The following is an 18,330-nucleotide window of genomic DNA, read 5'->3' on the forward strand; positions in this document are numbered from 1 at the left end:
GGTCGACGTGAGCGGGCGCGGCGCGGCGGCCGGCCCGGCCCCGACGGCCGCGCGCCCGGCGGCCACGGCCGGCGAGGCACCGACCGGCGGCCCGGCGAGCACGGGTACGGCCAGCACGGCGGCGGCAAGCTTCAATGTTCCAGGAATTCGCACGTAAATAGGATAAACAACCCGAATCAGGACAGCTATCGCCAGGTGCGATACGTTGCCGTCATGCTCACCACGCGCCTCGATCTCGCCCGGATCCGCGCGGCCCGCCGGGATGTCGACCCGGTCTTTCTGGACACTCCGCTGTACGAGTGCGACGCGCTGGGGCGCCGGCTCGGCTGCACCGTGAGTATCAAGCTCGAAACGGCGAACCCGGTGCGCAGCTTCAAGGGCCGCGGCACCGAACTCGTCGCCACCCTGCTGACCGGCCAGGGCCGCACGGCCGCGGTGTGCGCCAGCGCCGGCAACCTCGGCCAGGCGCTCGGCTGGTCGGGTCACCGCCGTGGCCTCGACGTGACGGTCGTGGCGACGCGCGGGGCGCCCGCCGTCAAGCTCGAGCGGATCCGCGCGCTGGGCGCGGAGCTGGAACTGGTCGACGGCGACTTCGAGATGGCCCGCGAACGCGCCGTGAGCATCGCGCGACAGCGCGACGTCCGGCTGGTCGAGGACAGCCTCGACATCGAGACCTGCGAGGGCGCGGCGACCATCGGCCTGGAACTGGCGGACGCGGGGTCCTCTTTCGACACTGTTCTGGTCGCCCTCGGCGGCGGCGCGATGGCCACCGGCGTCGGCTACGTCCTGAAGACCCTGTCGCCGGCCGTGGAGGTGATCTGCGTGCAGCCGCTCGGCGCACCCGCGATGACCCGCTCCTGGCACGAGCGCCGGGTCGTCACCACCGCATCGACCGACACCATCGCCGACGGCGTCGCCGGCCGGTACCCCATCCCCGCGGTCCTGGACGACCTCCTCCAGGTGGCCGACGACGCGGTCCTGGTCGGCGAAGCGTCGATCGTGGCGGGCATGCGGATGCTCCTGGAGCACGCGGGCCTGGTCGTCGAGCCCTCGGCGGCCCTCGGCGTGGCCGCCGTCCTGGAGGACCCCGACCGCTTCGCCGGCCGCCACCTGGTCACCATCATCTGCGGCAGCAACGTCGACCTGGCCGCCTACCACCGCTGGGTTCGCACCTGAGCCGGCACCCGGCTTTTGTCGCAGGGCAGGTCGCCCCTCGCTCATGGCTCATCTTCACGTCCCGATTCCCCCGTACACGCTCCGCGTAACCGGGCGAGGGCGACCTGTCCCTGCGACGAGATCAATGGTGGTCGTCGGATCTTGTACGAAGCATGGGAGACTGGTCGGGTACCTTGTAGATATCTTGAATCTCCTGGTGGGGACCGTGAGCGAAGGGTGTGCTGAGGTCAGTTGGCGGCGGAGTTCGGCGTGCTCGGCGCGGTGGAAGCCCGGATCGACGGCCTGCCGGTCGTCCTCGGGCATGCCCGGCAGCGCTGCGTGCTGGGTGTGCTGCTCGCCGAGGCCGGCCGTCCCGTCACGGTTGACCAGCTGATCGACCGGGTGTGGGGTGAGGACGCTCCGCAACGGGCCGCCGGCGCGCTCTACAGCTACCTGTCCCGGCTCCGGCGTGCCGTCGCCGGCGCCGCCGAGGTGGAGATCGAGCGGCAGCCGGGCGGATACGTCCTGACCGTCGACCCGCAGACGGTGGATCTCCACCGCTTCCGCCGGCTGATCACGCTGGCGCGATCGGCGGAGTCGGACCAGTCGGCCACGGAGCTGATCGAGCAGGCGCTCGGCCTGTGGCGCGGCGAACCGTTCGCCGGCCTGGACTCGCCGTGGCTGGCCTCGATGCGGCGACTACTCTCCGGCGAACGGTTCGCCGCCGAGTTGGACCGCAACGACGTGCTGCTCCGGTTGGGCCGGCACGGCGAGTTGTTGCCCGCCCTGTCCGCCGCCGTCGCCGAGCATCCGCTGGACGAGCGGCTGGCCGAGCAATCGATGCTCGCCCTCTACCGGTGCGGCCGCCAGACGGACGCCGACGAGCAATACCGGCGGATCCGCCGCTGCCTCGCCGATGAGCTCGGCAGTGACCCCGGCGCCGCACTTCGCCGGCTGCACGAGCGGATCCTCGCCGCCGACCCCACCCTGGCCGCCCCGGCGGGTGACACCCGCGCCCCGGTCGTTCAGCTCGCCGCCCCGGCGACGGTGCCGGCTCAACTGCCGGCTGACGTGCGCGCGTTCACCGGGCGCACCGGGGAGCTGGCCGCGCTGGACCGCTTGCTGGCGCCGCCCGAGGGCGACGAGCCGCCGCTGACCGTCGCGCTGCTCTCCGGCACGGCCGGGGTGGGAAAATCCGCGCTGGCCGTCCGGTGGGCGCACCGCGTCCGCGAGGCGTTTCCCGACGGACAGCTGTACGTGAACCTGCGCGGCTACGACGCCGAACAGCCCGTGGCCGTCGCCGACGCGCTGGCCGGGTTCCTGACCGCGCTCGGCATCCGGGGGGCGGAGATTCCGTCCGGGGTCGACGAGCGCGCCGGCCGGTACCGGTCCGAGCTGACCGGCCGGCGGATGCTCGTGCTGCTCGACAACGCGTCCTCGGTGGAGCAGATCCGGCCGTTGCTGCCCGGCAGCGGATCGAGCCTGGTGCTGATCACCAGCCGGGACTCGTTGCCCGGCATGGTGGCGGTGCACGGCGCCGAGCGGGTCAACCTGGACCTGCTTCCCCTGGCTGACGCGGTGGCGCTGCTGCGCCGGCTGATCGGCGCCCGGGTGGACCGCGAGCCGTCCGTCGCCGTTGACCTGGCCGCGGCCTGCGCCCGGCTGCCGCTGGCGCTGCGGATCGCCGCCGAGCTGGCCGCGGCGCGCACCGACGTCCCGCTGGCCGAGCTGGTCGCCGAGCTGGGCGACCATCAGCTGCGACTGGACCTGCTCGACGCGGGCGGCGATCCGCGCGCCGCGGTCCGCGCGGTCTTCTCGTGGTCATACCAAAATCTGCCCGCCGACGCGGCCCGGACGTTCCGGCTGCTCGGCCTGCATCCGGGCGACAGCGTGCAGGTCGCGGCCGTGGCGGCGCTGACCGGCGCCGACGCCGGTGAGGCCCGCCGGTCGCTCGGCGTGCTGGTCCGGGCCAGCCTGATCCACGCCGGCCGCGGCGGCCGGTACGGCATGCACGACCTGCTGCGGGCGTACGCCGCGGAGCTCGCGACCGGGCACGACTCCGCGCCGGACCGGAAAGCGGCGCTGACCCGCCTGTTCGATCACTACCTGGCCGGTTCCGTCGCGGCGATGAACGCGCTCTACCCGGAGGACGCCACGGCCGCCGGCGACGCGGACGCGGCCCGGAACTGGCTCGAAGCCGAACGGCCCAACCTGGCCGCGACCTGCACCTACGGCGCCGCCCACGGCTGGTATCGGCACGCCATCTCGCTCGCGGCGACACTGTTCCGCTATCTCGACGCCGGCGGACCGGTCGCCGAGGCGGTCACCGTCACCGCGTCAGCCGTGTCGGCGGCCCGGGCCGTCGGCGACCGGGCCGCGCAGGCCCGGGCGCTGTCCGATCTGGGCCGGTTGCACCGGCGGCAGGGCCGCCTCGACGACGCGGCCGAGACCTACCGGCAGGCCCTGATTCTCTATGCTGACCTCGGCGAACGCGCCGCCGAGGCGGTGGCGCTGCGCAACCTGGGCAGCGTCCACTGGCGGCTGGGTGACTACCGGCAGGCCGCCGACCACTACCGGCGGGCCTGGGCGCACTACCAGCGGCTGGGCGACGAGGCCGGGCAGGCCGACGCCCTGGTCCGGCTCGGCCTGGTCGACGCCCGGCTCGGCGACCAGCCGCAGGCGACCGAGCGTCTCCGGTCGGCCCTGGAGCTCGTCGCGCGGCTCGGCGACCGGTTCAGCGAGGCGTACGTGATCTCCCTGCTCGCGCGCCTGTCCCACCTGCCGGCCGAGCTCGACCGGGCCGCCGTCCACCTCGACCAGAGCCTGGCCGCGGTCCGGCTGGCCGAAGACCGCACCGCCGAGGCGTACGTGCTGACCGATCTCGCCGCGGTGTACGCCCGCCGCGGCCGGCTCACGGCGGCGGCCGGTCACCTGCGCGACGCCCTGGTGCTGCACCGGCGGATCGGGGACCGCGCCAGCGAGGCCGAGGCGCTCAACGACCTCGGCCAGGTCCTGCGGGCCGCGGGAGACGCGGCGGAGGCCCGGCTCCAGCACGGCCAGGCGCTGGTCCTGGCCCGCGAGATCGGCGACCGGTACGAGCAGGCGCGCGCTCACGACGGCCTCGCCGCCGCGTTCGGGATCGCCGACGGCCGCGACGACGACCGGCCGCACCGGGATCTCGCCCGGCGCATCTTCGCCGACCTCGCGGTGCCCGCCGCTCCGGGCCTGGAGCTTCCCACGGCCGTCGCCGGCGGGTAATCAGGCCCGGCGCACGCCCTCCACCCACAGGACAGTGACCGGGAGCCCGCGGGCGCGGGCGTAGGTGACGATGTCCGCGGTCCCGCCCAGGCCACGGGCCGGCCGGCCGTCCCAGACGGCGAAGAGGTGATCGCAGCGATCCACCAGGGCCTGACCGGCGGCGAGGAACGCCTGATCACTGGGCTCCGGGTAGGGCATCGTGAGCACGCTCGCCGCCGCACGCCTGAGCTCGGAGAACCGCGCACGGCTCTCGTCGGCCATCAGCGAGCCGGCGTAGCCCTCGCACGGCAGCACCACCTCCAGGGTGCCGCCGGCCGCCAGCACCTGGGTGGCGAACAGCTGGTCGGCGCCGTCGGCGAGGTTCGACACCCCGCACAGCTGGGCATCGGCCGGCAGCACCCGGCGCCAGTGCCGCACCGCGCACTCGACGATGCTCGGCGGGAGGACTCGATGACCGGTGACACCGAATCGCACATCGACCTCCGCACATGGGCCCGTCAAGCTGGGGAAGCCATGACGATACGGTCTCGGCCTTTCCTCGTGGGGGCGGTGGCGTGCACAATCTGTCGCGCAGCGCGTGCCGACCACCGGGGGATCTCCATGACGTTCAATGGGTTCATTTCGTACAGCCATGCTGCGGACGGGAAGCTCGCCCCCGCCGTGCAGCGTGGTCTGCACCGCCTGGCCAAGCCCTGGCATCGACGGCGCGCGTTGTGGATCTTCCGAGATCAGACCGGGCTGGCGGTGACCCCGGCGCTCTGGTCCTCCATCCAGACCGCGATGAACGGTTCGGACTACTTCGTGCTGCTCGCCTCGCCCGAGGCCGCGCGATCGCAGTGGGTGAACCGGGAGATCGAGCACTGGATCGCCACCAAGTCGGCGGACCGGATCCTGCCCGTGGTGACCGACGGTGAGTGGGCGTGGGACTCCGACGATCGCGACTTCACCGCGGACTCGACGGCGGTGCCCGCGGCGCTGCGGGGGGTGTTCGCCGAGGAGCCGTTGTTCCTGGATCTGCGGTGGGCGCGGAATAGTGAGCAGCTCAGCCTGCAGCATTCCCGGTTCCGGGACGCGATCGCCCAGCTGGCGGCCCCGATGCACGGGGTGAGCAAGGACGAGCTGGAGGGCGAGGACGTCCGGCAGCATCGCCGGGCGCGGCGGCTGCGGTCGGGCGCCGTGGCGACGCTGGTGGTGCTGACGTTGCTGGCGTCGCTGACCAGCGTGTCGGCGGTGCGTAACGCGGAGCGGGCTGAGGACGCGGCGACAGAGGCGCTGCGTCAGCAGCAGGTGGCGGATGTGCAGCGCACGAGTGCCGAGCAGTCGGCGCAGGAGGCGCTCCAGCAGCAGGAGCTGGCGCGGCAACAGCAGGCCCGGGCGACGGACGCGGCGGCCGAGGCGGAGCGGTCGGAACGGTTGGCCGACCAGGCGGAGGCAGCCGCGCAGCGGCAGCAGCGGCTCGCCGATGAAGCGGCGAAGGAGGCGCGGCGCCAGCAGCGGCTCGCCGATCGGGCGGCGAAGCGGACGCGAGAACAGCAGCGGCTGGCCGAGGAGGCATCCGAGCGGGCGCAACTGATGCAGGAGGAGGCAAGGCGGCTGGCGAAAATCGCGGAGAAGCAGCGGCGGCTGGCCCGGGAGGCGGCCGCTGAAGCCGCGAGGCAGCAGGCCAAGGCGGACCAGCAGCTGCGGATCGCGGTCAGCCGGCGGCTGCTCAACCAGGCCAAGGCGGCAGTCGGCATGGACCCGAAGACGGCTCTGATGCTGGGGGCGGCCGCCCAGACGCTCCAGCCCGACCCCGAGAACCGCGGCGAACTCTCCGGCGTGATCACGTCCACCGGCTACGCCGGCACGATCCCGGATGTGACCTGGGCCGAGTTCGGGCCGGACGGTCGCCTGGTCGCCCGCGGCAAAGACGGCAGCCTGTCGGTGTGGGACGTGACCGACCGGACACATCCGGTCCGGACCGCCACGCTGCTCGATCCGGGTACGGTCGACGGTCCGCTGGCGTTCAGCCCGGACCGGCGGACGCTGGCCCTGGGCCGCTCGGAGGGCGGGGCAGTCCTGTGGGACCTGGCCCACCGGCCCCGTCCGGTCCAGCTCGGCACGCTGCCGGACGACGACCTGGGGGTCTACGCGATCGCGTTCAGCGGGGACGGGATCACCGTCGCCACGGGCCACTACGGGGCCACCACGATGGTGTGGGACGTGGCCGACCGGGCCCGGCCCGTACGACTCGGCAAGCTGGGGCAACCGGGTCGCTTTCCGCTTCCGGTGCGAGGTCTCGCGTTCAGCCCGGACGGCCGCGAGCTGGTCGCGGACCGGCCCATGAACAGGACCACGGTCTACGACCTGACCGATCGTACCGATCCGCACGACGGCCGCTACCTGAACAGCGGGGGGACGATGGCCTTCAAGCCGGACGGAACGATGATGGCCAGCGGTGCCAGCAATGGCGGCGGGGTGGGCTTCTACGACATGAGGCCCGTGACCGAAGTCCCCGAGGTGCCGACCATGCCGCCTTGGGATCCCGAGTCGGGGCATCCGTCGCCGCCGCCCATGCCGCCCATGCCGGATGAGAGGGCGGAGCCGTACGACGGGGTGAGCGGTCTTGCCGTTTCCGTCGACGCGCTGGCATTCAGCCCGGACGGGCGCCTGCTGGCCGGTGGTGACCGGACCGGAGGGGTGATGGTGTGGAAGGGCGGGCAGCCGGTCAACATCATGCGGGCCCGCGGCCCGATCACGTCGGTGACCTTCGCCCCGGACGCCGAAACGCTGGTCACTACCGACGGCACGGCGACGGCGACCCTGTGGGACGTGTCGCCCCGTGGCACTCCGGAGCATCTCGCCGCGCTCCCCGTCCCGGGTGATGCGCCCGAGGCGACGGCTTTCGGTCCGGACGGGCGTTCACTGATCATCGTCGGCGACGGCGGAGCCGCGAAGTCCTGGAACGTGACCGACCCCGCCCACCCCGGCCGCGGTGCCGACCTGGCCGTCCACGGCGGGGCCATCCGAGCGGCGGAGTTCAGCCCGGACAACCGCACGGTGGCGGCCGTCGGGGCCCGGGACGGGCGGCTGACACTGACGGACGTGACCCGCCCGACCCGGCCGGTGACGCTCGCCGTCGTGGCCCTGCCGACGCCGAACACGAGCGCGATGGCGTTCAGTTCGGACGGACGTACCCTCGCCGTCGTCGCCACCGACAGATTGCTGCTGTGGAATGTGGCCGACCGGACCCGCCCCGCCCTGCTGTCCACCCTGAGCGGCGGCATCGGCCCCGCGACGAGGGTGGCCTTCAGCCCGAACGGGCGCACCCTGGCCACCAGCGACAACCGGACACTGACGCTCTGGAATGTGGCCAACCGCTCCGCCCCCGGCCGGCTCGCCACGCTGACCGGCCACAGCGACTCCGTACAGGCGCTGGCCTTCAGCCCGAACGGGCGCACCCTGGCAAGCGGCAGCTCCGACACCACCACGATGATGTGGGATGTCGCCGACCCGGCTCGTCCGGGGCGGCTCGCCATTCTGACCGGCCGCAGCGTCCCGGTGACATCGGTGACGTTCAGCCCGGACGGGCGCACCCTGGCAACCGTGAACGCGGATCACCCGGTGACCCTGTGGGACACCGCCAACCCGGCCGAACCGATCCGGCTCGCCTCGATCCACGCCGGCCTCGAAGACAGGAGGCACTCGGTGGCGTTCAGCCGCGACGGACGCACCCTGGCAGTCATAAGTCAGCCCCTGCCACCCACAAGTTCGGGCTACGACCACCGCGCGATCGTCACGCTGTGGAACCACACGAAGCTCAACAAACTCCGCGCCGACCCGGCCAGGTACGCCTGCACCATCACCGGTCGCGGCCTCACTGCCATCGAGTGGGCCCGGTACATTCCCGAGCTCAAGTACCGGCGCACCTGCACCGGCTGATCCCTGGACGGCGATACTCGACATAGGTAGAGTATCGCCGTGCCCCGACGTCCTGACACTCATCCCCGTACCCGTGCCGTCTTTGAACTGCTCGCCGGCGATCCCGGGCATTGGTGGTACGGCTACGACATCGCCCGCCGCACCGGGCTCAGCTCCGGCACGCTCTATCCGCTGCTGGCCCGGCTCGCCGATCGCTCCTATCTGGAGACCCGCTGGGAGTCCGATCCGCCACCGGGACGGCCGCCCCGGCATCTCTACCGGCTGACCGCGGACGGCGCGCGACGCGCCGCCGAGGTGGCCCGGATGACGCCTTCGCCGAGCCCGGCCCGGGTTCGGCCGATCCTGGGGAGTGCCCGATGAGACGCTGGTTGACCGCGCGGACAGGCCAGCTCATCGCCCGGCGGGTGGCGCGACTCCCGGCGGGCCGGCGGGAGTGGGGCGAGGCGGTCGCGGCGGAGCTGGCCGCGGTGCCGGAGGGGGAGCGCCGGTTGCGCTGGGCGCTGGGCAGCCTGTGGTTCGTGGTTTCGCACGGCGGTCCGGCGGCGGCTCCCGTTCCGGAGCCGACGGTACGGTCGTGGATGCGGCCGATCTGCGCGGTGCTCGGCATCGTGACCGTCGCCCCGTGGCTGGCCGTGTCGATCCAGGGCCTGGCCGAGCGGGATGCACCGGACGCCACCGTCCGCTCGACGGTGGTCATGCTGGCGGCGCAGCTCATTCTCGTGGTGGCGTTCCTCGCGAACTGGCGCCGGGCCGGCGGCTGGGTGGCCCGGTCCGCGTTGCTGGCCGCCATCGCCGGCTATGCGGCCGCGACCGCGTTCTCCTCGCTGGACAACGTCGGTGAGCCGGTGCTCGCCGTGGTCGCCTCGATGATCTTCGCCGGCCCGCCGCTGCTGGCCGCGCTGCCCCTGCTCCCCCGGGCACGCTGACCGACCCCGCTGCTCGGGCCGCCGCGCGGCGGCCCGAGCAGCGGGTCGGCTAAACCGCGCAGAGCGCGTAGGTGATCAGGTCCCAGCCGGAGCCGCTGCCGCTGTCGTTTCGCGCGGTCGCGGCCACGTTGGTCGGGCTGCTGTTGTTCGGCCGCAGGTTGATGGCGTTGCCGGGGACGCTGGCCCAGATGGCGCTGCCGGTCAGCCGCATGCCGCTCGGGCACGTCGCGGTGACGTTCTTGGTGATCGTGTTGTCGCTGGCGGTCTGGTTCGACACCAGCCGGATGTCGAGCGAACTGGTGTAGGTCACGCACACCGCATATCCGGTGACGCTCCACGAGCCGGAGAACCCGGTGATGTCCTCCAGGCCCCCGGCGCTCATCCGGTTCGGCCCCACCGATCCGATGCCCTGGGTCACGAGCTCCACCTGACCGGCACCACCGTTGATCCGGCCGCCGGTGCCGACCACCGCCTTGCCGCTGGGGCAGGTGGCGATGACCTGGTTGAAGGAATTCGATGTGGTCGTGCTGGTGACCGGCACCAGCTGCCAGCCGGGCGCGGTGCTCGAACAGTAGGCGTACACCAGGAGGTTCCAGGACCCGGAAGTACCCACCTCGTCGAAGCCCGCGGTGACCCGGTAACTGTCCACCGAGGCCCCGTCGATCGGCTGCAGCTCGCTGACCACGATGTGGGTGCCGGTGGTGGTGAATCCGCCACCGAGCACGAACGGCCTGGCCGAGGTGCAGACCGCGGTGATCGTCTTGCTGCTTCCGGGGGTGAGGCCGGAGGTCGCGGTGACGACCTGGACGCTGCCCACCGGGATCGTGGCCGCTGCCGCCGGCGTCACGCCGATCGTCTGCACGATGGCGGCGGCCACCATGGCCAGGGCAGCGGCGGCCGCGATGAAGGGTCGTCTGGTGTACCTGGATGCTTCGCGCAAGTGACTCTCCCTGCGTGCTGAAGGCGGCGATCTCACCGCATGACGGACCAGACTGTAGGTGGCGGCGCTTGTCGACTTATTGACGTTCGATGGGCGTCCGCCCGGCCGGCGGACCGTGAAAAGATCCGAGACAGTCAATACGGCGGATGGCGGCCAAGAACGTGGAATACCGGATTCTGGGGCCGCTCGCGGTCTGTCACGACGGCCGCCCGGTGCGCATCAGCGGAGCGCAGCAGCGGGCGGTCCTGGCGGCGCTGCTGCTGAGAGCCAACCGGATGGTCTCCGTCGAGCGCCTGGTCGAGCTGCTCTGGGGCGAGGAACCGCCGGGCAGGGCACGAACGCTGGTCCACGGTTGCGTCGCGCGGCTCCGCCGGGACCTGCGGATGCCCGGAGACGACAGCGGACCGCTGCTGACCCAGCCGCCGGGCTACCTGCTGCGGGTCCGGCCGGGAGAGCTCGACCTCGACCGATTCACCACCCTGGCCGACGGTGCCGGGGCGAGCGGCGACCGGGCGGCCCGGCTCCGCGAGGCACTCGCACTCTGGCGCGGGCCGGCCCTGGCGGACATCCAGCTGCCGGCCATCCGGGCGGCCGCCGCCGGCCTGGACGAGCGCATGATCTCGGTGCTGGAGGACCGCATCGATCTTGATCTCCGGCAGGGCAAGCTGGACGGGCTGGTCGGCGAGCTGTCCGCGCTGGTCCACGAGCACCCGCTCCGGGAGCGCCTGTGGGCCCAGCTCATGCTGGCCCGCTGCGCCGGCCGGCGGCCGGCGGAAGCGCTGGCGGCCTACCGCGAACTGCGCCGGAAGCTGATCGACCAGCTCGGCATCGAGCCCAGTGGGCGACTGCGCCGGATGGAACGTGCGATCCTGGCCGACGAGGATGTGTGGGCCGTCTACCGCTCCGGCGACTCACCGGCGGAAGCCGGCCGGCAGCCCGCTCCCCCCGACCCGCCGCAGCTCGCGCCGCGACCGGCGAGCCCGGCGCTGCTGGGCAGGTCGGTCGAGGTGGCCAAGCTGCGGGAAGCACTCAACGATCTCGCCGACGGGTCGGTCCTGCTCGGTGTCGCGGGCGACCCGGGAATCGGCAAGACCTGCCTGCTCGCCGAGCTGGAGCAGCTCGCCCGGCAGGACGGGCGGCCGGTGCTGGCGGGTCGCGCGGCCGAGTTCGAGAAGGACGCGCCGTTCGCGGTCATCAAGAACGCCCTGGAGGACCATCTCCGGACGGTCGACCCGGCGCGGCTCGCCGGGCTTGCCGCCGGCGACCGGCTCCTGTTGACGAGCATCTTTCCCATGATCATGATCCCGGCCGCCGGGCAGCAGGACAGCCCGGCGACGGAGCTGATCGCGGCCGAACGCTACCGTTTGCACCGCGCCTTCCGGGCGCTGTTGGACATCGTGGCGCGACCGGCCGGCCTGGTTTTGATCCTTGACGATCTGCACTGGTGCGACGACGGCTCCGCCGAGCTGCTCGCCCATCTTCTCCGCCACCCGCCGGCCGCCGCGGTACTGCTGGCTTTCGGCTACCGGCCGCGACAGCTCGACACCCGGTTGCATCACGAGGTCCTGCTCGCCCGCCGCCGCCGGACCGGCACCGTCATCGAGGTCGGGCCGCTGACGTTCGCCGAGGCGACGGCGCTGCTGCCGCGGGCCCTCGGCGCCGACCGCCGGCGTCAGCTGTATACCGCCAGCGAGGGCAACCCCTTCTATCTCGAATTCCTCGCCCGCCCACCGGCCCCAGGCGACCCTGGTGCGCCGATCGGCGACGAGGTGGTTCCGGCGGCGGTCGGCGCCGCCCTGGCCGGCGAGTTCGCGCAGCTCGCGGCCGTCGAGCAGCGGGTGGCGCAGGCGGCAGCCCTGGTGGGCGACGTGCTCGACAGCCGGTTGATCGCCGTCGTCGCCGACCTTTCCGAGGCGGACACCCTGGACGCGATCGACGAGCTGGGGCGCCGCGACCTGATCCGGCGCCACCGGGCGTCGTTCAAGTTCCGGCATCCGCTGTTACGCAGCGCCGCGTACCAGCAAGCGCCGGCCGGCTGGCGGGTGGCGGCCCACCGCCGGGCAGCGGACGAGCTGGCCCGCCGCGGATCGCCGTTGGCCGCACGCGCTCGGCACGTCGCACTCGCGGCCGAGCCCGGCGACCTCGACGCGGTGCGCCTGCTGGAGGCGGCTGCCGCCGAGGCGATGCACACGACGCCGGCCGCCGCCGCGCATTGGTGCGCTGCCGCGCTCCGCCTGCTGCCGCAGCGGGCGCAGACCGTCGAGATGCGGTTGCGGCTGCTGAACGTCCAGGCCACCGCGCTGGGAATCACCGGGCATCTGGCCCGCGGCCGGGACATCCTCAACGAGATCCTGCATTTGTTGCCGGCCGGCTCCGAGGAGCGGATCGCCGTGCTCGGCTCGCTCGCCACCCTCCATCAGCTGCTCGGCAACCACGTTCAGGCGCAGGTGCTGCTGCACGGGGAGCTCGCCAGGCTGCCCGATCAGCGAGGTGCTCCGGCGGCGGCGCTTCGGGTGTCGGCCGTGTTGTGCGGAGTCATGAGTGGCAGCGTCGCTGTCGATGACATCCACACGGCGATCGACGTGGCCCGCGGTTCCGGCGACCGGCCGCTGCTGGCCTCGGCCGTCGCCATCGGCGCCGTGGCCAGCAGGTCCTTCGACATGGCCGGCCGGCGCAGCCCCGCCGAGTGGGCGGACGAGGCGACCCGGCTGGTGGACGCCATGCCGGATGCCGACCTGGCCCGCCGCCTGGACGCGACGCTGTTCCTCGGCTGGGCGGAAAGCTATCTGGAACGCTTCGGGCCGGCCACCCGGCACGCCCGCCGAGCGCTCGGCATCGCCCGCCGGACCGGGCAGGGCCGCCTCGTCGGGCCGCTGCAGATGCTCATCGGGGTGCTGGACTGCATGACCGGCGACCTGGTCAGCGCCGCCGAGGCCCTCGACGACGCGCTGGAGTCGGCGATACTGACCGGCGCCCGGGAGATCCGCGGCCGGCTGCTGGCCTACCAGGCCTGGGTCAGCGTGTGGAGCGGCGATGTCGCCGGCGCGAGTGAGTCCGCGGCGGAATCGGTGTCTCTCGTGGAGCCCGCGCAGGCGACGAACTGGCAGGCCGGGCAGGCCGCGGGGAGCCTGGCCCTGGTCCGGTTCGCCGCCGGTGACCCGGACCGGTGCCTGGAGCTGATGCTCCAGGCCGGCGGCGGCCCCGGACTACCCGCCGTTCGCCAGGTGTGGCAGCCCATGTGGCTCGACACCCTCAGCGCGGCTGCCACGGCGGCGGGGCGCCATCAGGAAGCCGCGGAGTGGGCCGACCGCGCGGCCATGCTGCCCGCCGACGACACACTGTCCCGGCGATCGGCCCTCATCCTGCTGGCCCAGGTGCACCCGCTGCTGCACACCCGCCCGGAACGGGCCGTACCCCTGGCCCAGCAGGCGGCCCGGCTGTTCGACCGTGCCGGTGACCGGCTCGGCGCGGCGCGGGCGCGGCTCCACACCGCCTCGGCCTTCGCCGGGACCGGTGACGCACACCGTGCCGAGCACGAGGCCGAACGGGCCCGGCTCGCCTTCCTGAAGTGCGGCGCCAGGCCGGACTGGCTGTTCCGGCGTGAGCATCGCCCGCCGCGTGCGGAAGATGGTTAATCTGAGGCATGCCCGCAGCCCGACAGGCCGATGTGGACGGCCGCCGGCCGCCGATGGGCGCGGTGGAGCAGAGCCTGATCCGCGAGGGCCTGCGGTGGGCTCTGGCGCTCCGCCTGATCGTCGTGGCGCTGTCCAGCTCCGCCTCGCTCCTGCTGACCGAAGCGCCGCGGCAGGACGTGACCGTCGCCGTCGTCGTCGGGCTCAACGGCTGGAACCTCTGCTACCGCCGCGGCATGCTGCGCGGCCTCGCGCGAAGGTGGGTGCCGGCTGACGTCGCGGTCATGTGCGCGGTGTGCCTCACCCAGCTCTGGACCGTCCGGTCGGATCCGCGCGGCGGCGGGACCTGGGTGCTCGTCGCGATGGCGATCACCGTCGTCACCTACGCCTGGCAGCTGCCCGGGCCGGCCCTCGCGGCCGCCACGGCCCCGATCATCGCCGCGCACTACCTCGGCACGATGATCGCCGACCCCGGCGGGTGGCTCGTCAACGAGACGGTCGAGGTGTGGACGGCCGCGGAGGTCGCGCTCTCCTGGTCCCTGTACCGGTTCGTGCGGCGCAGCGCCCTCGCCGCGGACCGGATCGTCGAGCGCGGGGAGGAGCTGCGCCACACCGCGGCCGTCGCCGCCGCGCGCCGGGCCGACGAGGGGGAATACCTCGCCGCCCTGCACGACACCGCGTCGGTCACCCTGCTGATGATCGGCAACGGCGTGGTGCGGAAGCAGGAGCCCTGGCTCGGCGAGCAGGCGCGGCGGGACCTGCGCGAGATCGGCCGATCGGACGCCGTCCATCATGGCGAGCTCGACCTGATCGAGCTGCTGCGGGAGGTCAGCCTCCCAATCACCGCGAGCGACCACCCGCCGTTCCGGGTGTCCTGGCGGACACCCGGCTCCCTCGCTTTGCCGGCGATCGACGCCGTCTCGCTCGGCCGCGCCGCGCGCGAGGCCCTGACGAACGTCGTCCGGCACGCGGGAGTCGACCATGCCGAGATCCGGGTGCGCCGGGACGCCGGGACGGTCACGGTCGAAATCGTCGACGAGGGTAGCGGCTTCGACCCCGCCCGGGTGGCCGCCGGCCGCTACGGCGTGACCCGCTCCCTGAAGGAACGGATGGCCCGTCGCGGCGGCGCGGCGCACATCGTCAGCAGCCCCGGCCGAGGCACCACCGTCACCCTGTCCTGCCCGTTGTCCACACCGGAGGCAACCGGCGATGAACGGCTCATCGGCGCGAGCTTCCAGCGTGGCCTGCGCCGGGCCGTCGTGGTGGTGACCTTGGCGATCCTGCTCTTCCTCGACCTGCCGCACCTTTTGGCGGGCCGGGAGGCCTACACGCACGTCGGCGTGCAGTACGCCGCCTGGATCGGCCTGCTCGCCACGACCTTGGTGGCGGGCGTCGCGGCCTGGCGTGACCGGCCGCTCGGCACCGCACGCTGGTATCTGCTCGCGGTGGTGCTGGCGTGCTCCGTCATGGCCACCGCTACCGTGCGGCCCGAATACCGGCTCGGGCCGACGCACTGGTCGGAAGGCGACGCCGGCTGGCCGATCGTGCTGATCCTGCTGGACAGCCGGGTGGCCGTCTTCGCGGCGGTCCTCGCCATGCAGTATCTGCTCACCTTCGCGCAGGCCGCGGTGGACGGGCAGGCGGCGCTGAGCGTCGCGGGCGTGGTAAACGCGATCTGGCTGGTGCTCGCGTTCCAGCTCGCCATCGCGATGATCGCCGCGGTGCTGCGCGGCCTGGCCGTCTCGTCCGCCCGGGTCCTGCGCGCCGCCGAGCGGGTGCGGACCGCTGAGGAGGTCGCCCGGCAACTGCACCGAGATCGCGAGCGCAGGTATGCGGACCTGGCCACCACGACCGTGCCGCTGCTCGAAGGACTCGCCGACGGCAGTCTGGACCCCGGCGAGGCGTCGGTTCGCCTGGAGTGCGCGGCGGAGGCAGCCCGGATGCGCCGGCTCCTCGCCCAGGACACCACGGTCCCCGACCCGTTGATGCAGGAGCTGCGCGCCTGCATCGAGCTGGCGGAGCGCAACGGGGTGTCGGTCTCCTTCGCCGAGTACGGCGCCCGCCCGGAGCTGCCGCCTCCGGTCCGCAGGCGGCTGACCGAACCGGCCATCGCGGCATTGGCCACCGCCCGCGGCAAGGCCCGGCTCACCATCGCCGGGGCCGGGGACGCGGTGACCGTCAGCGTCATCGCCACCTGTTCCGCTCCCCCGGAGCTGCCGGACGGCGACGGCGTGCACCGCTCCACCATGCTCGACGGCGACCGATGGTGGATCCAGGCCGTATTCAGTCCGGTCTCCGGTCCGGTCAAAGGTGGCGATGTGGCGGTCGGATGGGGGGAGGCATCGTGATCAGCGTGGTCGTGGTGGACGATCACCCGGTGGTGCACGCCGGGGTACGGGCCTGGTGCGCGCTCGCCGACCCGCCGATCCAGGTGGTCGCCTGGGGCGCCGACCTGTCGGTCGCGTGGCTCGCGCCGGGCTCCGCGGCCGACGTCGTGGTGCTGGACCTGCAGCTGGACCTCGCCGGCCCGGCCTACGGGGACCTCAAGCGGCTGGTCGACGCGGGCCGCCAGGTGATCGTCTACAGCATGCGCGCCGACAAGGAGACCGTCCTGACCTGCATGGACATCGGCGCGTTCAGCTATCTGACGAAGGCGGAGGGCGAAGACCATCTCGTCGCGGCGATCGCCGCGGCCGCGGCCGACACGCCGTACACCCCGCCCGCGCTCTCCGGCGCCTTCGGCACCGACGACCGGCTCCACCGGCCGCGGCTGTCGCCGCGCGAGACCGAGGTCTTGCTGGAGTGGTTCCACAGCGAATCCAAGGAGATGGTGGCGCGCCGTCTGCACCTCACGGTGCATCGGGTGAGTTCCTGCCTCGAGCGGGTACGGGTCAAGTACGCCAACGTCGGACGCGCGGCACCGACCAAGGCCGCCCTCGTCGCCCGCGCTCTCCAGGACGGCTTGATCACCACCGACGAGCTCTGACATGGGGGTCGAACGACCACCACCAAGCATCACCACCGCTCGATACCGTCAGCAAGGAGGCGGCAGCGGGGGGTAACTTTGCGGCACCCATCTTTCGGTTTGTGGCGCACGGCAATGCGCTGGACCGCCGCGGGGGCGGTGGCGGTCACCCTCGTCGTGCTCGCCCTGGTCGCGGCCGGGCAGGACCGGCGGATCGAGCAGCTGCGGCGGGAAGCAGCCGAGGCCCGGCGCGCCGCCGAGACCGCCCGCGCCGCCACCGACCAGCGGCTGACCGGGCTCAACCAGCAGGTCACCGGCCTGGAAACCAGGCTGGCCGCGCTGAACGAGCGCAGTCTGCAGGCCTTCGACTCGCGCGCGGTCGCGGCGTCGGCGCTGCCCAGCGTCTTCCTGGTCGTCGCCGGCGACTTCACCGGCAGCGCCTTCGCCATCGGCAAGCCGCAGCGCGGCCGGACCCGGATCCTGACGGCCTACCACGTGGTCGAGTCGGTCTGGACCGCCGGCCGGACGACGGTGCAGCTCGAACGCGACGGCAAGAGCTACCGGGCCGCCATCACCGACGTCAGCTCGACCCACGACCTGGCCCTGCTGACCGTCAACGCCAAGATCAACGGTATCGCGGCGGCCCGTGCGAAGCCGACGTCCGGCGAACAGATCCTCGTGGTCGGTGCCCCGCTCGGCCTGGCCGACACCATCACCACCGGGGTGGTCAGCGCCGTCCGCGCGCGGGTCGGCGGGCCGGGCACGATGATCCAGATCGACGCGCCGGTGAACCCCGGCAACTCCGGCGGCCCGGTCATCAACTCCCGCAAGGAAGTCGTCGGCATCGCCGACGCGAAAGCGCAGAACGCGGAGGGCATCGGCCTCGCCGTGCCGATCCAGACCGCGTGCAAGGTCTTCGATATCTGCTGAGGAGGAACCGTGTCCTACCCGCCGCCAGAGGGTTTCCCGCCACCCACGACCACGCCCACCGCACCCCAGCCGCCCGCGAACCAGCACACCATGGGGTTTCCGGTGCAGTCGCCGGCCGCGCCGGCATACCCGCCCAGCCTCGCGCAGACCTCCGGCTTTCCCTATCAGGCGACCGAGACCCGGCGTCGGCCCGCCGTGCTCGTCCTGGCAATCGCGGCCGCGCTGCTGCTCGTCTTCGGCGGGCTGATGCTCGGGCTCTACGTGAACGATCACGGCAACCTCAACGACACCAAGGCCGACCTCCGCGACACGCGGGCGGACCTCGGCGCCCAGGTGCAGGAGCAGAAGTCCATCGTCACCCAGGAGCAGGCGAAGTTCGCCGAGGCGGAGAAGCGCGCCACCGACCTCGAAACCCAGCTCAAGACCTCGAAGGCCAACCTGGCCGACGTGACCGCACAGCGCGACGCCCTGGTGCCGTGCATGCGGCGCATCCAGGACGCCTTCGACTCCGCCGCCAACGGCGACGCCCGGGGCATCGACACCGCGTTGAAGCGGGCCCGGACCTCGTGCGACAAGGCGGAAATCAAGGTCGACTCCTGATCG

Annotated in this window: 12 protein-coding genes; 10 read left to right on the forward strand and 2 right to left on the reverse strand. The window is 72.9% G+C overall.

The features are described 5' to 3' along the window. The first annotated feature begins 213 nt into the window (after positions 1-213). Together DMB66_RS10385 and DMB66_RS10390 are read left to right on the forward strand one after the other, a co-directional pair. The gene (locus DMB66_RS10385) at positions 214-1,176 is read left to right on the forward strand and encodes a threonine/serine dehydratase (RefSeq protein WP_125803828.1); all 963 of its coding nucleotides are present in this window, start codon (positions 214-216) and stop codon (positions 1,174-1,176) included. Positions 1,177-1,407: 231 nt separating this feature from the next. Next, entirely contained in the window at positions 1,408-4,413 is a 3,006-nt protein-coding gene (locus DMB66_RS10390) for a BTAD domain-containing putative transcriptional regulator (protein ID WP_125803829.1), read from the forward strand. On the opposite strand, the gene DMB66_RS10395 is transcribed toward DMB66_RS10390, so the two are convergent. Then, on the reverse strand, positions 4,414-4,887 hold the full coding sequence (locus DMB66_RS10395; RefSeq protein WP_233624459.1) for a hypothetical protein: 474 nt from the start codon (positions 4,885-4,887) through the stop codon (positions 4,414-4,416). A gap of 126 nt (positions 4,888-5,013) precedes the next feature. On the opposite strand from DMB66_RS10395, the gene DMB66_RS10400 reads away from it, so the two are divergent. The 3 genes from DMB66_RS10400 to DMB66_RS10410 are packed head-to-tail and all read left to right on the forward strand — an operon-like array spanning position 5,014 to position 9,260. Beyond that, positions 5,014-8,334, forward strand: a complete 3,321-nt coding sequence (locus tag DMB66_RS10400) for a TIR domain-containing protein (protein ID WP_125803831.1) — start codon at positions 5,014-5,016, stop codon at positions 8,332-8,334. A 39-nt stretch (positions 8,335-8,373) separates the two neighbouring features. After that, positions 8,374-8,694, forward strand: a complete 321-nt coding sequence (locus DMB66_RS10405; RefSeq protein ID WP_125803832.1) for a PadR family transcriptional regulator — start codon at positions 8,374-8,376, stop codon at positions 8,692-8,694. Then, positions 8,691-9,260 (forward strand): hypothetical protein, encoded by a 570-nt coding sequence (locus DMB66_RS10410; protein WP_125803833.1) that lies wholly within the window; start codon positions 8,691-8,693, stop codon positions 9,258-9,260. The genes DMB66_RS10405 and DMB66_RS10410 overlap by 4 nt, the downstream gene beginning before the upstream one ends. Before the next feature lie 49 nt (positions 9,261-9,309). On the opposite strand, the gene DMB66_RS10415 is transcribed toward DMB66_RS10410, so the two are convergent. Next, positions 9,310-10,200 (reverse strand): hypothetical protein, encoded by an 891-nt coding sequence (locus DMB66_RS10415; RefSeq protein WP_125803834.1) that lies wholly within the window; start codon positions 10,198-10,200, stop codon positions 9,310-9,312. Positions 10,201-10,346: 146 nt separating this feature from the next. On the opposite strand from DMB66_RS10415, the gene DMB66_RS10420 reads away from it, so the two are divergent. From DMB66_RS10420 to DMB66_RS10440, 5 genes are all read left to right on the forward strand, one after another. Then, a complete protein-coding gene (locus DMB66_RS10420) occupies positions 10,347-13,835 on the forward strand; it encodes an AfsR/SARP family transcriptional regulator (protein ID WP_125803835.1) in 3,489 nt (1,162 codons plus the stop codon). Between the two features lie 8 nt (positions 13,836-13,843). Then, the gene (locus tag DMB66_RS10425; protein WP_125803836.1) at positions 13,844-16,180 is read left to right on the forward strand and encodes an ATP-binding protein; all 2,337 of its coding nucleotides are present in this window, start codon (positions 13,844-13,846) and stop codon (positions 16,178-16,180) included. Continuing rightward, complete coding sequence (locus DMB66_RS10430) at positions 16,177-16,818, forward strand: response regulator (RefSeq protein ID WP_199752214.1); 642 nt, start codon at positions 16,177-16,179, stop codon at positions 16,816-16,818. The genes DMB66_RS10425 and DMB66_RS10430 overlap by 4 nt, the downstream gene beginning before the upstream one ends. Positions 16,819-16,932: 114 nt before the next feature. Further along, positions 16,933-17,727 carry a S1C family serine protease gene (locus DMB66_RS10435; RefSeq protein ID WP_125803838.1) on the forward strand — a complete coding sequence of 265 codons (795 nt, stop codon included), beginning with the start codon at positions 16,933-16,935 and terminating at the stop codon, positions 17,725-17,727. Between the two features lie 9 nt (positions 17,728-17,736). Further along, complete coding sequence (locus DMB66_RS10440) at positions 17,737-18,327, forward strand: hypothetical protein (RefSeq protein WP_125803839.1); 591 nt, start codon at positions 17,737-17,739, stop codon at positions 18,325-18,327. The last annotated feature ends 3 nt before the right edge of the window (positions 18,328-18,330 follow it).

Source organism: Actinoplanes sp. ATCC 53533 (assembly GCF_003947245.1).

Excerpts from the sequence above, each read along its gene's own strand:
- DMB66_RS10385 (WP_125803828.1), top strand. The coding sequence starts at position 214 with ATGCTCACCACGCGCCTCGATCTCGCCCGGATCCGCGCGGCCCGCCGG.
- DMB66_RS10400 (WP_125803831.1), top strand. The coding sequence starts at position 5,014 with ATGACGTTCAATGGGTTCATTTCGTACAGCCATGCTGCGGACGGGAAG.
- DMB66_RS10410 (WP_125803833.1), top strand. The coding sequence starts at position 8,691 with ATGAGACGCTGGTTGACCGCGCGGACAGGCCAGCTCATCGCCCGGCGG.
- DMB66_RS10420 (WP_125803835.1), top strand. The coding sequence starts at position 10,347 with ATGGCGGCCAAGAACGTGGAATACCGGATTCTGGGGCCGCTCGCGGTC.
- DMB66_RS10425 (WP_125803836.1), top strand. The coding sequence starts at position 13,844 with ATGCCCGCAGCCCGACAGGCCGATGTGGACGGCCGCCGGCCGCCGATG.
- DMB66_RS10435 (WP_125803838.1), top strand. The coding sequence starts at position 16,933 with ATGCGCTGGACCGCCGCGGGGGCGGTGGCGGTCACCCTCGTCGTGCTC.